This is a genomic window from Caballeronia sp. ATUFL_F2_KS9A (assembly GCF_023630765.1).
Lineage (GTDB): Bacteria > Pseudomonadota > Gammaproteobacteria > Burkholderiales > Burkholderiaceae > Caballeronia > Caballeronia zhejiangensis.
Genome location: NZ_JALQEK010000029.1, coordinates 188,041 through 201,625, shown reverse-complemented (window position 1 = coordinate 201,625; position 13,585 = coordinate 188,041). Strand labels below are relative to the sequence as shown.

Genomic DNA, 13,585 nt, shown 5'->3' with positions numbered 1-13,585 from the left:
AACGAATAACGTAGTCACTCGGACGACGAGAAGCAAGCGGAATTACGCGCGGGAACGCTCGCCTCGCGCTTGCCCTTCGCGCGCCTTGCAAGCAGGTTCAAACCTTCGACGAATCCCGCGAAGCCCATCGCCGCGTAGATGTAGCCCTTCGGCACGTGCGTGCCGAAACCCTCGGCGATCAGCGTCATCGCGATCACGAGCAGGAACGAGAGCGCGAGCGTCACGACCGTCGGATTGCGTTCGATGAAACGCGACAGCGGTTGCGCGGCGAACAGCATTGTCGCGACGGCGAAGATGACGGCGATAAACATGATCGGCAGATGCTCGGTCATGCCGACCGCCGTAATGATGCTGTCGACGGAAAACACGAGATCGAGCAGCAGGATCTGGCCGATCGCAGCCCACGCCGTCATGCCGCCGACGCTCGACGCGACGCCGGGCACGACATCGTGCTCGCGTCCGACGTGATGACGCATCTCCGTGGTCGCCTTCCAGACGAGGAACAGGCCGCCCGCGAGCAGGATGATGTCGCGCCACGAGAACGCATGATCGAACATGGAGAACACCGGCGTGGTCAGTTGCGCGATCCACGCGACCGTGCCGAGCAGCGCGAGCCGCATGACGAGCGCGAGCATGATGCCGATGCGCTGCGTGCGCGCGCGTTGCGCCACGGGCAGCTTGTTGCTGAGAATGGAAATGAAGACGAGATTGTCGATGCCGAGCACGACTTCCATCACGATCAGCGTGACGAGCGCGGCCCAGACGGCGGGATCGGCGGCGAGCGAAAGGAGATATTCCATGAGTAACAGGGTTTTTGATTGAACGTATCGCGCCATGATCGGCTGAACTCGTACTCGAAAAAATCAGCGATAATCGAAGCCCTACTTCGGTTTTTTCGATGTATCGAAAAGGACGCGCGGCACATGCTCAACTATCGTCATCTGCATTATTTCTGGGTTGTCGTGAAGGAAGGCGGGTTCGCGCGCGCAGCGGAACGGCTCGACATGGCGGTTCAAACCATCAGCGCGCAAGTGCGTGAGCTGGAAAAATCGCTCGGGCATCAACTGCTCAAGCCGGAAGGCCGCGGCGTCACGATGACCGAAGCGGGACAGGTGGCCTTCGCGCGTGCGGAGGAAATCTTTCATATTGGGCAGTCGATTCAGGACGAAGTGCGCGAGGCGGCGAGCGGCGCGCTCGCGCGTCTCGCGGTCGGCCTGTCGGATGGCATTTCGAAGCTTGCTGCGCACGCGCTGCTCGCGCCAGTGCTCGGCAATCCGTCGCTGCGTCTTCTGTGTCACGAAGGCGAGACCGACGAACTGCTCGGCGAACTGGCGCTGCATCGGCTCGATCTCGTGCTCGCGAGCCACCCCGCGCCGCACAATCACAATCTGCGTCTCACGAGCGAGCGGCTGATCGCCTCGCCGGTCGACTGGTACGGGCCGGCTTCGATCGTGCGCAAGAGCGCGATCGATCGTTTCCCTGAAAGTCTCGCGTCGCTGCCCATTCTTTTGCCGACCGGCCATTCGTCGCTGCGGGCAAGGCTCGATCGATGGCTGGAGGCGCAAGGCATCGCGCCGCGCATCGTCGGCGAATTCGAGGACAGTGCGCTGATGGCCGTGTTCGGCGCGCGCGGCCTCGGGGTGTTTCCGCTCGCGGAATTCGGCGCGGGCGATGCGCCGCTGTTGCGCGGACTGCGCTGGCTCGGCCGCTCGCCGGACGTGAAAGAGGAAGTGCACGCGATCGTGTCGCGGCGCGGACGGCATCATCCGTTGACTCAGCAGGTGCTTGCGGGAGCCACGAGCTAACTTCGGTTTTTTCGAAGCTTAGGTTCCGTTCAGTCTGCTTTTTCGGATCACGACCGGCCTTTACGCTGAATCCATGTTCAACGAGGAGGCGTCAATGAAAGTCCTGTTCAAGTCCCGCGACCCCGAAGCCATTGCGATGCACGAGCTTGCGAAAGCGCGCAGCGAATTCGTCTTTCGCCGTCTCGCGTGGCTGATCTCGAAGGCGACCGTCAGCTTGTCGGACATCAACGGGCCGCGCGGCGGCGTCGACAAGCGCTGTCAGGTGGAAGTGCAGTTGAATCGGGAAAACAAGGTCGTCGCGACGTCGATTGCGCGCGACTGGCGCGGAGCCATCGATCTGGCGCTGGGGCGCGCCGTGCGCTCGCTGGTGCGCCGGCGTCAGCACGTCAAGCCGACGCGCCGCGTGCGTGCGCGCAGCCTCGCGTGGCATTTCGCGGAGGAGCCGGCGCTGCAGGAAGCAGTCGATCCCCGCGTGCGCCTGATGAGAAAGATGGCCGGCGCGTAAGCCGCGATCACGCGGGTTTGCGGATCAGGAGCGGCGTGCGCGGCGCCGCATGTTCGATGGCTTCGAAGCCGCCTTCCGGCACCGAATCCATCGACATGAACAGCGCCCGCATCTCGGTGCTCAGGCCGTGAAAGTGACAGAGGAACGTGTTCCGGTCCGCGTAATACCAGGGCGTGTTCAGTTCGCGAAAGCTCACGAGTTCGGGCGAATCCATCTCGGGACACAGACCGTGCGCGATCAGTTGCTCCATGAACACATACTGGTCGCCCTGACTCGAAAACGTGTACTGGATGTCCTCGATCTCGCGCACCTTCGCCAGCACGGCGTCGAGCACGTTCGTATTCGCCTCGGTGTTGCGAAAGCCCATTACGCCCGAATTGAAACGCCAGCCGCAGATGTCCGCGGTCAGCACGCGTTCGCGCCCTTCGGTGAACTTCTCCAGTTTCACGCTCCGGTTCATCGCGATGATGTCCGCGTCCATCCAGAAAACCCATTCGTGCTGCGGCAGGTACTTGCTGAGAAGAAAAGGCTTGGCCCAGTTGCCGCACGCATCGCGGCCGAAATCGGCCGGCACTTCGCGATGCACGTAAAGCGTATAACCGTGCTGCTCGCAGTACGCACGCAGACTCGCTTCGCCGAAGCGCGCATAGCTCGCGATGTTGGGCGTATAGAGCATCACGACCGCGATCGGACGTCCCGGCTGATACACCGAAAGCGGCTCGTTCGAATCGCTCGACATCGGCGCTGCATCGTCGAAAAAGCGAAGATCGCCTGACGCGTGACACGCGCTCACATGCCGCGCGAACACCGCGCGCCACAGCGGCCCGTACTTGCTGTAAAGGCGCGGCGTGTAGACGATCGACACCGCGACGACTTCGCGGCCACGAATATCCGGATGCTGGCTCGCCCACATCGACGCGATCGGCACCACGCCGTTCAGGTCGTCCCAGTCGGGCATGGTCGGCAGGGCTTCGAGCAGTTCCTCTTCCGTGACGAACTTGCCGTATTCGAAGTATTTGCGGCATTGCGCGGCGAAGCCACGAATCATGCGCCGGTTCTCTTCATTGTTTCGCAGCACGAACATCTCGGTGTTGATGCCGAAATGCCCTTTCGTGACCAGGACGTCGCGGTCCGCCATGATCGGCTCGAAGTCGTGAAAGCGGAGGAACAACGCGTTTTCCGTGGCGAAAATGACGAGTTCGCCCTCTTCGGCCTCCCGCAGTACGTCGTTCAGCAACTGGTATTTGTAGAGCGTGCGCAATTCGAGCGAATCGACGCAGCCGGATATCGGCTCGAAACGATGCTTCGCGTTCGCGCGCCGGCAATATTCGATGTGATTGTCGAGCGATGATGTCGCGTTGCGATCGGAGAAACAGCTAACCAGAGTCACCATGGCGGTTCAACAGTCGGAAGACGGAAAGCGAGCAGATACGGGCGACCCGCCCGGATGGAGCATCCGAGCTTATCCGGCCCGTCTCGTGGATTTGTAAATTATTGCGTCAAATCAGCGGATTGCCCTTAGGAATAGGCAGATTCTCAGCATTTCTTGAGACGGGTCGACGGCGCGGTCAGCGATGCTATTGCGTGTGTTCTTGTCAATCCGCAGTAGGTGCTCGCGGCGGCGTTCGTGTGCGCGACGTCGAGTCTCGCGTCGTTCGGACATCTCGCGGGGAAACCGGCGCTCGCGTGGCTGTCGCTGAGTGCGCTCTTTGTGACGGGCACCGGCACGGGCGGCGCGATGCTCGGCGCGCCCTGGTTGCCGCCGCGCATTTTCGAAGCGGTAGCCGTGCCGGTCGCGATCGCTGCGGTCAGCGTGTGCGCGCTCGCGGCGTATCGCGCGCGGCATCCGGCGACGCCGGACGGCGCCGCGGCGGCGACTTCGGGCGAGCCGCGCACGAGCGGCGCCTGAGCGACGGCATCAGCCCGACACCGCGACGCGCGGCGCGCGCATCGCGGATGCGCCGTCGAGTTCCGCCTTGCCGCATTCGAACGCGAAGTTCGCGGCGGCCTGCGCCGTCGCAAACGCGCGCATCGGCCCGATCGCGCGCCGCACGCCGCCCGGCCGCTCGATCAGAAGCGTCGCGACGAATTCTCCAGCCCGATGCTGGACGATGACCGAAAGCTCACAGCCTCGATATTCGATTGGGGTGGAGTCCATCGCTGACCTCGTTTGCCTGAATGCACTGGGAGAACTCAATCTACGCAAGGTCCGCGAAACGCGTAACCCCGCGTGTGAGTGGCTGCGAACGCATGCCGAGCGATTGTTCCGCGCAAACGTTTCACCTTGCCGTCGGTGGAAATAGGAATTAGTCAGAATTTTGCGGGAGTTTTCCTAAGTCTGTATCCTGCATCGGAACAGACCGCACGAAAGTTGCCGGAACCTTCCGAATCCGACCTCGCCGATGACAAGAACCCAGAACGAACGACATTGCAGAACAGCCCTTCGCGCGATCGCTTTCGCGCTACTCGGCATTGCGAGCAGCGCGGCTCACTCGCAGGAATTTTCGTTTCTGGCTGGCGCACTCCAGAGCAGCAGCCAGAACACGTATTCGTGGGAAGCGAATTATCGTGAAGGGCTCGGGCCTTACGCCGCCTGGAGCTTTTCCTGGCTCAACGAGGGCCATATTCCCGATCATCACCGTGACGGGCAGGCGCTGCAGTTATGGGGACGCCTGCCGCTCTGGAACGAGCGGCTGGAATTGTCGGCGGGCGCCGGGCCGTATCGCTATTTCGATACGAGCGAGGCGCAGTCGGGCGGCGAATACTCGAACACGCACGGCTGGGGCGCGATGTTCACGCTGCGCGCGGCGTATTACTTCGACAACCGCTGGATCGCGGAGATGAAGCTCAATCGCGTGCAGGCATTCGGCGGTCCCGACACGACCGCGCTGCTCTTCGGCATCGGCTATCAGCTCGACGCGCCCGAAGGACGCGGACCGCGCGCGCGCCCCGTGTCGCGCATGACCAACGTCACCAACAACGAAGTCACGGTGATGCTCGGCACGACGATCCTCAACAGTCCCGACTCGGAAACGAATCTGGCGGAGAGCATCGAATATCGGCGCGGATTGTGGCGTTACTTCGACTTCACCGCGTCGTATCTGCACGAAGGCGGCCACGTCCAGTCGCGCCGCGACGGCGTTGCCGCGCAACTCTGGGCGACGCGCGCGTTCTTGAATGACAAGCTGACGCTCGGCGTCGGCGCGGGGCCGTATCTGTCGATCACGCAGAACGACGATCTGGCGCAGAACCGCACCGGCGACGGACGCTTCTCCGGTCTCGTATCGGTGTCGGCGAGTTACCGCTTCTCGGATCGATGGCTCGCGCGCGTGACGTGGAATCGCATGGTCACGCGTTACGACCGCGATGCGGACATCATCGAAGCGGGTTTCGGCGTGCGTTTCTAGACTCGGAACTCAGAACAGCTCTTTCTGACCGGACATCAGCGCGGTGAAATCGTCGCGCAGGAAAGGCAGAATGCCGTCCGCGACCGGCTGAAGCTGCTTGCTGACGTAGTGCTCGTAGTCGATCGGCGCGTGGCGCGCTTCCACCGGTTCGGGACCGGCCGCCGTCATCACATAGCTGATCCAGCCGCCGTTCTGATATTGCAGCGGGCGTCCGGCACGCGCGTTGTACTCATCGGCGATGCGCGCGGCGCGCACATGCGGCGGCACATTGCGCTGATAGTCGCCGAGCGTGCGGCGCAGGCGCTTGCGATAGACGAGCAGTTCGTCCAGCTCGCCGCGCCGCGTGCGTCCGACGTAATCGCGCACGTAGTCCGCGTATGCCTCACCCTTGAAGACGCGCATGTAAAGCTCCTGCTGGAAGCGTTGCGCGAGCGGCGTCCAGTCGGTGCGCACCGTTTCGAGCCCTTTGTAGATGATTTCCTCGCTGCCGTCGGCGCGCGTCGTGAGGCCGGCGTAGCGCTTCTTGCTGCCCTCTTCCGTGCCGCGGATCGTCGGCATCAGAAAACGCGTGAAATGCGTTTCGAACTGCAATTCGAGCGCGCTGTCGAGCCCGAAGGTCTCGCGCAAATGCTCGCGCCAGTATTCGTTGACATGCGCGACGAGCGCGCGGCCGATGCGCCCCGCGTCTTCCTCGCTGCGCGCGCGCCTCAGCCAGACGAAAGTGGAATCCGTATCGCCGTAGATGACGCCGTAGCCGCGCGCCTCGATCAGCTCGCGCGTGCGATGCATGATTTCGTGACCGCGCATGGTGATCGACGACGCGAGACGCGGATCGAAAAAGCGGCAGCCGCTCGATCCGAGCACGCCGTAGAACGAATTCATGATGATCTTCAGCGCCTGCGACAGCGGCTTGTTGCGCTGACGCTTCGCCGCTTCGCGCGCTTCCCACACTTGCGCGACGATCGCGGGCAGACAGTGCGTGTCGCGTGAAAATCGCGCGCCGCGAAAGCCGGGAACCGTGGCGGTCTCGTCGGAAGCCGCCATGCCTTGCGCGAGCCCGGCCGGATCGATCAGAAACGTGCGGATGATCGACGGATACAGGCTCTTGTAATCGAGCACGAGCACGGAATCGTAGAGACCGGGACGCGAATCCATGACGAAGCCGCCGGGACTGGCTTCCTCGGGCACGTCGCCGAGATTCGGCGCGACATAGCCGAGCCGATGCATCCGCGGCATATACAGATGCGTGAACGCCGCGACCGATCCGCCGCTGCGATCCGCCTGCAAACCGGTGACGGTCGCGCGCTCCAGCAAAAACGGCAGCAGTTCGGTCTTGTCGAAAACTTTCGTGACGAGCTCGCAGTCGCTCAGGTTGTAACGCGCGAGCGCGAGCTTGTCTTCCTGAAAGCGCCGCTCGATTTCGTCCATGCGCGCGTACGGACTGTCGATGGCCTTGCCCTCGCCTAACAGCGATTGCGCGACGTACTCCAGGCTGAACGACGGAAAATTCCACGTCGCCGAACGCAGCGCCTCGATGCCGTCGATGACGAGCCTGCCCGCGATCGACACGAACCAGTGATTGCGCTTCATGCCGTGCTCGCGCCATTCGACCGTGCCGCCGTCGCGGCCGAGCGTAAGCGGCACGCCGTAGTCGTCGGCGTGCCGCTGGAGGATGCGCAAGTCGAACTGCACGACATTCCAGCCGATGATCGCGTCCGGATCGTGATGCGCGATCCACGCGTTGAAGCGGCGCAACATGTCGGCGCGGGTGTCGCAATAGTCGAGCGCGAAATCCGCTGGCTCGGCGGCGCCGGTCGGCGGTCCGAGCATGTACACCTGACGCGCGCCGCAGCCTTCGAGCGCGATCGAATAGAGATCGCCCTTCACGCTCGTTTCGATATCGAGCGACACGACGCTCAGCGACGGCCGGTAATCCGGCGCGGGCTTCAGTTCGCTGCAAATGTAACCGTCGCGCGGCGCGCCTTCGAACGACACCGGCGCCGTGATAAAGCGCTCCATCAGATAGCGCTCGTGCGGACGGATATCGGCCTCGAAGACATTGACGCCGGCGCTTCTCAGGTTCTTTTCGAGCGCGAGTAACTGACGATACTGCGGGCAGTAAAGCCCGAGCACCGGCTTTTGACGGAAGTCCTTGAGCGGCAGCTCGCGCAGATACGTGTCGCGCACGCCGGCGACGACAGGCTCCGCCTTCGCGCGATCTTCGGCGCGAATGAACGCGACGCTCGTCTGCGTCGCGATGCGGATCTTTCTCGGGCCGTCGTCGGTCGCGAGCCAGAAATCGACTTCCGTCCCTGCCGCGGTGTCGCGCCAGTGACGAGTCAGCAGAAAACCCTGTTGTGCGGTAGCCAAGCCGTTATCTTCGAGAGCGCGTGCCATCGAAGCATTTTACTGGGCGGCAAAACAAAAAAGCCCGGCACGCCAATCGGCGCCGGGCTATGGATTCGGGAAAACGGGCGGGAAGTAAAACGCGGTAGCGGCGAGCCGGACATCCACCATCCTCGCGGACAGTCCCCGGAAGGAAAGCCGGCGGCCGCTACCGCCTAAGCAGCCTGTGCGACCAGGCTAGCTCGTTGCGGCTGTAACGCCGCTACTGCCGCTACGTTAGCGAGTACCGTGTGCTCCGCATGCTCCGGCACTTCGTTCTTCGACATCACTACCTCCAGCGCGGCTTCTTTGCTGGCCTGTTTCGCGGCCGCCGCTTTCTTGGTCTTCCCCGCGCGTGACGGCGGCTGGCAGGCCCCGCACACCACGTTGTTCTGCAAATCATGTTTGTGTGCGACAAACTTCCCGGTGCAGCGGCAGCAAGCCGTCATCTGCAGCATGCCCGCGTCGAAGAAGCGCACAAGAGTCCAGGCCCGCGTAAGATCGAGTACCGCCTCGGCGCCGCTATGGTTGCAGTGCTCGAGATACAGCCGATACCCCTTGGTCAACGCATCGAGATGCGAACAGCCGGCTTCGTTCTTCAGGAACGTATAGGTGTTATAGAAAAGCGATGCGTGGATATTGGCGAGCCACGTCATGTACCAGTCGGCCGAGAACGGCAGCATGCCCTTCGGCGGCGACACGCCCTTCACTTCGCGATACAGGCGGATCATGCGATCGCGCGAGAGCGTGAGTTCGCTCTCCAGCACTTGCATGCGCGCGCCGAGCTCGATCAGCGCGATGGCGCGGAACACTTCCTGGGCGTCTTCAGTGAGGCTCTTCTTCAGCATGGCTCGCTCCGTCATCACTTAAGCGAACTGTTCGGCCGGCTGGCCAGCCAGCAGGATTGCCGCGTGCGTCGGCGCGATGTCCGCGTTCTTCGCGGGCTGCACCAAGGCCGACAGCATCGTGTGATCGTTGAAGCGGAATGCGCAAAGCAGGTTATCCGACGACGCGAGCTTGACGACCTGTGCGAGCGTGAGGCCCGACAGCAGATCGGCGAGTTCCGCCGACAGACCGAGCCGGAACATGCCGATGGCGCGGTCTTCGCGCAGCAGACGCTGCGCGAGCATGATGTACGACAAATTGATTTCCCGGATCGATTCCAGCGTTTCGCGACCGTTCATGGTTGCAACTTCCAGTAAATCCCCGATTTCCCGCCGGCTTTTTGCCGATGTCTTTTTTGTGCCTCACCGGACTCGTTCTGCCCGGCTACGTACTGCGCAATCTTTGTTTCAGTGCGTTACATCTTGTAACAACCACTGTGAGACGGATTCTAAGAACTGTCTGAACCTAACGCAAGAGTGTCTCAATAATATTTTGTTGCAAACAACACTTTAGGTCGGTAATTCTTTCGGTCTGGAGAATTTGACCGATTCTTTGATCCGGTGCGTATTTGTCTAACGTTTGCGAGGTCCGCCCGGCGCGGCTTCGTTTTTATCCTAATAATCGCCTTCCGCGCCATATAACGGGCATTTACGGGATTCCGTTGACGCCAGGACCCAGCTTTTATTCGCCATTCATCGGACGTGAAAGAGCAAAAAAATGCCGCGAAATCGGCGATTACCGATCCGCGGCAGGTTGGGTAATAGTTACTTGGTCGCAGTAACAGAGTTGTTACTGCCAGAAACCTGGCCTTGTTACCGGCTTTGTAACGCTGTGGCGTTACTTTTGCGGGATGCCTTTGCGCCAGGCGCCCCAATGTGTAACAACCTCCTGTATGAATGGATTGCCCGTTCGATACAGGTTTTCGATGGCCGGCGCAAAGCCGCCCTGATCGGCGTAATTGAGCAGATTGTCCGAAGCGGCTTGCCCTTCGTACGGCCGGTCGAAGTCCGATCCGGCGCGCAGCACCGCCACGCGCGACAGATCCACCCGTTTCACTCTCGCCGCGCGCTTGAGCGCCTCGTACGTCGCGTTGTCTTCCTGTTGCGTCGTGCAATAGACACCGCGCCCGTCGGTCAGGAGGCGCGTCCACTCCCTCGCCCGCTCGCCGATATATTTGCCGGACCACCACGTATCGCCGGCGAGCGTGTCGCATTGGATCACGCGCGGCGGCTGGTTGGCCGGCGCGTAGTTGAATTTCGCGCGCGCGACTTTCGCCTGATCGCTGTCCGAGAGCGTGACGTTGCGCGAGATCGCGAAGGCCGCATCCGCAAGCGACGCATTGAGCGCGAACGCCTCCGTCCGATAGTCGAGCGGCGGTTTCTCGTACGGACTTTTCGTGTTGATGCCGAGGAAACCCGAAGGCCAGTCGGCGGGCTTCTCGCGCGCGTCGAGTTCCCATTGAATGCCGAAATCGACGAGATACTTCGCCCAGGCTGCCGAGCCGACCGTGCCCTGCTTCGGATCGATACCGGCGATGCCCGCGACGAGAAAATACGTGTGCCGCAGATTGAAGCGGTCGGAGAATGCCAGCGCCATCATCGACGCGGCCGCGTTGGTGTGACCCATGCCCGTCGTGATGACGCAGACATCGTCGCGATTGCAATTGACCTCGGGATAATCCGGCGACAGTCCCGGCACCTTGATCGCCTGCCACGGACCGAGCTTGTCGAGCCAGACCTGGCCCTCGGGGCCGAACATCGTGACGATCATCACTTTGACGTGGCGGCCGCCTTCGGGGCCGCTGTCATCGGATGGCTGGGCGAACGCGCAACCTGTCAGGGTCGCGAGGCCGGCGGCGAACAGTGACGCACAGGCGGTTTTTCTGAGCTTTATCGATCGTGACGCGCGGAGTTTTCTCATGGCGAGCGGATCCTCGTAAGGGTTCGACCTTCGAAAGAAGACCGCGCCCGGCCAGGGCGCGGTCAACCCGCACGATTATAGGAGCGCTAACCGAAAACTCAGGTGCCGCTTTGCGATGAGCGCGGCGGCGGCGCGTTCGACGCGACGTTCGCCGAACCCGCCGCCTCGCCCGTCGGATGCTGCGCGGCCTTCGACGGCTCGCCGCGCTGATCCGCGCCCGCCTCGTCCGCGTCCTGAACGCCTTCCGGGCCGCCTTCCTGATTGCCGCCGTTCACGATCACGAAGTTGCGCTGCGGATTCGCGATCTCGATGCCGCGCGCCGTGAACTCGTTGAGGATGCGCCGGTTGAACTCGCGCTGCACCGGCCAGCGGGCGCTGTCGCGGCACTGGATCTGGCCGGCGAGCGTGACGGTCGAGCCGTCGACGGCATCGACGCCCCAGAAACTGAAGTCGGAGAGAATGCCGTCGCGGAACGCTTCGTCGTCACGCAAGGCGGCGCCGATTTCCTTCAGCGTCGAAATGGCGAGATCGACGTCCTGACCGAGTGCGATCGAGACGCGCACCGCTGCATTGCCGATGCCGCGATTCGTGTTGTTCACCGTCGAGACCGAACTGAACGGCACCGTGTAGAGCGAGCCGTCGCCGCCGCGCAAGCGCACCGTGCGAATCGACAGATATTCGACCGTGCCCGACACGCCCGCGAGCGTCACCCAGTCGCCGACCTGCATCGCGTTTTCCATCAGCAGGAAGATGCCTGTGATGAGATCCTGCACGAGCTTCTGCGAGCCGAAGCCGAGCGCCACGCCGAAGATGCTCGCACTCGCGAGCAAGGGCGCGGTGTTCACGCCGAGTTCCGAAAGGCCCGTCAGCACGACGACCATCGCGATCACGATGAAAAGGCCGGTACGCATCATCGGCAGCAGCGTGCGCAGGCGCGCGGCGCGCAGACGCTCGCCGCTTGCGGTCCATTGTTCGAGCCGCCGTTCGACGACGATGTTCGCCGCTTCCCACACGAGCACGGCGAACACGGCCGCGATCACGATGGTGACGAGCGCCGACGCGAGCCGGTTGCCGACGCCGCCCGACGTGAAGAAATGCACGATATCGACGTGCCACACCTGCAGCAGCGCGACCACGGTGATGACGGAAATCAGCGCCTGCACGATGCGCCGCAGCGCCGGGTAATAGCGATACGCGCGACGCCGCGCGATCGACTCGCCGGCGAGATCCTCTTCGTCGTTCTGATGGAAAACGCGGCCGAGCGCGCCGAACGCGACGATCGCGAGCACGCGCGCGCCGACCAGCACGAGCAAGGACACGCCGCCGAGATGAAACAGCGTGCGGTAGCCGTTCTGCACGTCGAGCGCCCACACGAACCACAGCGCGATCACGAAGAAGATCGCGACGCCCGCCCAGATATCGGCGAACCACGCGCCGACCAATCTCACCGAGCGGTTCGAACGCGCGCGCTGCCGGATGCGCTCCGCCACCGAATTGCGGCTCTGGAAGATCACGAATGCGATCATCAGATGCACGATCAGCAGCGTGACCTTCAGCACCGCGATGCGCGCATCGCCCGACAGGCCGATCGGTTCGCCGGCATTGGCGAGCGCGATGCCCGCGCCCGCGGTGCACACGATGCGCCGCACCCAACGATGCGTGTACGCGGCGGCGGCATCGCGCATCTGGATGAGGCGCAGTCCGGGCGCACGCGGCGCGACGAAAAAGCCGCTCACGATCACGACGGCGCGGCACGCCAGATAGACGTCGATGAGCGAGCCCGCGACGCGCGCCTCGGCCGTGTTGTCGTCGATGAAGATCGACATCAGCAACGTCACCACGCCGATGAACACGATCAGCGGAACCAGCGACAGCAAGCCGTACAGGAGCGCGCTCGGCAGGCGCTGCAACAGCGTCCAGTGACGCGCGGCGTGACGCTGGCCGCGCGCGGTGTCCGCCTTGCGCTCGGCAAGATGCATCGCGGTGGCGTCGCCGGTTTGCGCGGCGGCGTCTTCCGCGCGCTCGGCGGCGTGCTGTTCGCGCACGAGGTCGGGATCTTGCTCCTCAGCATCGGCGACGCCGCGTGCCGCGATCCGGGCGCGCGGGCGCTTCAGCAGGCGCAAGCATAAGAATTCGAGCAGCAACGCGGGAATCAGCGAGGCCAGCACGGTCCACATGACATGGCCGATGAGCGCGCGCCCCGCGTCGCTCGACGTACGGTCGCGCCACCACGAAATCACGGAGCCGAAATCGAGCAGCGCGACGGTCGAATGCCGCAGCCCCGCGCCGATCTCGACGAGCCAGTGCCCCGCCTGCCGCGACAATTGCGACGCGAGCCCATTCGCGGTCAACGAATGCGCGAGCACGCCCGATGCGCCCGATGCCGGCGCCGCGGACGATGCCGCCTGCGGCGCGCTCGCGGGCGCGGCCAGCGCGCCGGCCGCGGCGATCGCGCGCAACGTATCCGCGACTTGCGAACGGCGCGCGGGATCGTTGAGCACGGCAAGCGCATCGCGCGCCTGCTGCGGCGTCAGCGCGACCGCCGGCTGCGACGCGTGCTGCGGGGAAGCGGCTGCGGCGAAGGAGGACTGGGAAAAGATCGGGAGAACGCTCGCCACGGCGACGAGCAGCACTGCAAGGAGCAATTTGCGCATGGGTCGGATGAAGATCACAGAATT

12 protein-coding genes are annotated in these 13,585 nt (G+C 63.3%); 4 read left to right on the top strand and 8 right to left on the bottom strand.

The features are described from left to right. Positions 1 to 14: 14 nt before the first annotated feature. Complete coding sequence (locus NCS67_RS16595; protein ID WP_008353360.1) at positions 15 to 800, bottom strand: TerC family protein; 786 nt, start codon at positions 798 to 800, stop codon at positions 15 to 17. A gap of 123 nt (positions 801 to 923) precedes the next feature. Here NCS67_RS16595 and NCS67_RS16590 point away from each other — a divergent pair, with 123 nt between their 5' ends. Next, entirely contained in the window at positions 924 to 1,805 is an 882-nt protein-coding gene (locus tag NCS67_RS16590) for a LysR family transcriptional regulator (protein ID WP_250435762.1), read from the top strand. Positions 1,806 to 1,899: 94 nt separating this feature from the next. Then, positions 1,900 to 2,310 (top strand): HPF/RaiA family ribosome-associated protein, encoded by a 411-nt coding sequence (locus NCS67_RS16585; RefSeq protein ID WP_008353363.1) that lies wholly within the window; start codon positions 1,900 to 1,902, stop codon positions 2,308 to 2,310. A 7-nt stretch (positions 2,311 to 2,317) separates the two neighbouring features. On the opposite strand, the gene NCS67_RS16580 is transcribed toward NCS67_RS16585, so the two are convergent. Beyond that, positions 2,318 to 3,703, bottom strand: a complete 1,386-nt coding sequence (locus NCS67_RS16580; protein ID WP_250435760.1) for a glycosyltransferase family protein — start codon at positions 3,701 to 3,703, stop codon at positions 2,318 to 2,320. 234 nt (positions 3,704 to 3,937) lie between these two features. Here NCS67_RS16580 and NCS67_RS16575 point away from each other — a divergent pair, with 234 nt between their 5' ends. Next, positions 3,938 to 4,219, top strand: coding sequence for a hypothetical protein (locus NCS67_RS16575; RefSeq protein ID WP_250435758.1), 282 nt, complete (start codon positions 3,938 to 3,940; stop codon positions 4,217 to 4,219). A gap of 9 nt (positions 4,220 to 4,228) precedes the next feature. Here NCS67_RS16575 and NCS67_RS16570 read toward each other — a convergent pair whose 3' ends face one another. Continuing rightward, the gene (locus NCS67_RS16570) at positions 4,229 to 4,468 is read right to left on the bottom strand and encodes a hypothetical protein (protein WP_008353367.1); all 240 of its coding nucleotides are present in this window, start codon (positions 4,466 to 4,468) and stop codon (positions 4,229 to 4,231) included. Between the two features lie 244 nt (positions 4,469 to 4,712). Between NCS67_RS16570 and NCS67_RS16565 the strand changes: the two genes are divergently transcribed. Further along, entirely contained in the window at positions 4,713 to 5,717 is a 1,005-nt protein-coding gene (locus tag NCS67_RS16565; RefSeq protein WP_250435756.1) for a hypothetical protein, read from the top strand. A 9-nt stretch (positions 5,718 to 5,726) separates the two neighbouring features. Here NCS67_RS16565 and NCS67_RS16560 read toward each other — a convergent pair whose 3' ends face one another. From NCS67_RS16560 to NCS67_RS16540, 5 genes are all read right to left on the bottom strand, one after another. After that, positions 5,727 to 8,114 carry a DNA polymerase II gene (locus NCS67_RS16560; RefSeq protein WP_250435753.1) on the bottom strand — a complete coding sequence of 796 codons (2,388 nt, stop codon included), beginning with the start codon at positions 8,112 to 8,114 and terminating at the stop codon, positions 5,727 to 5,729. Between the two features lie 164 nt (positions 8,115 to 8,278). Then, complete coding sequence (gene flhC / locus NCS67_RS16555) at positions 8,279 to 8,950, bottom strand: flagellar transcriptional regulator FlhC (RefSeq protein ID WP_008353370.1); 672 nt, start codon at positions 8,948 to 8,950, stop codon at positions 8,279 to 8,281. 18 nt (positions 8,951 to 8,968) lie between these two features. Next, a complete protein-coding gene (gene flhD, locus NCS67_RS16550) occupies positions 8,969 to 9,286 on the bottom strand; it encodes a flagellar transcriptional regulator FlhD (RefSeq protein WP_008353371.1) in 318 nt (105 codons plus the stop codon). A 538-nt stretch (positions 9,287 to 9,824) separates the two neighbouring features. Further along, the gene (locus NCS67_RS16545; protein ID WP_250435751.1) at positions 9,825 to 10,907 is read right to left on the bottom strand and encodes a purine-nucleoside phosphorylase; all 1,083 of its coding nucleotides are present in this window, start codon (positions 10,905 to 10,907) and stop codon (positions 9,825 to 9,827) included. Positions 10,908 to 11,005: 98 nt separating this feature from the next. Then, a complete protein-coding gene (locus NCS67_RS16540) occupies positions 11,006 to 13,561 on the bottom strand; it encodes a mechanosensitive ion channel domain-containing protein (protein WP_175979333.1) in 2,556 nt (851 codons plus the stop codon). Positions 13,562 to 13,585 lie beyond the last annotated feature (24 nt).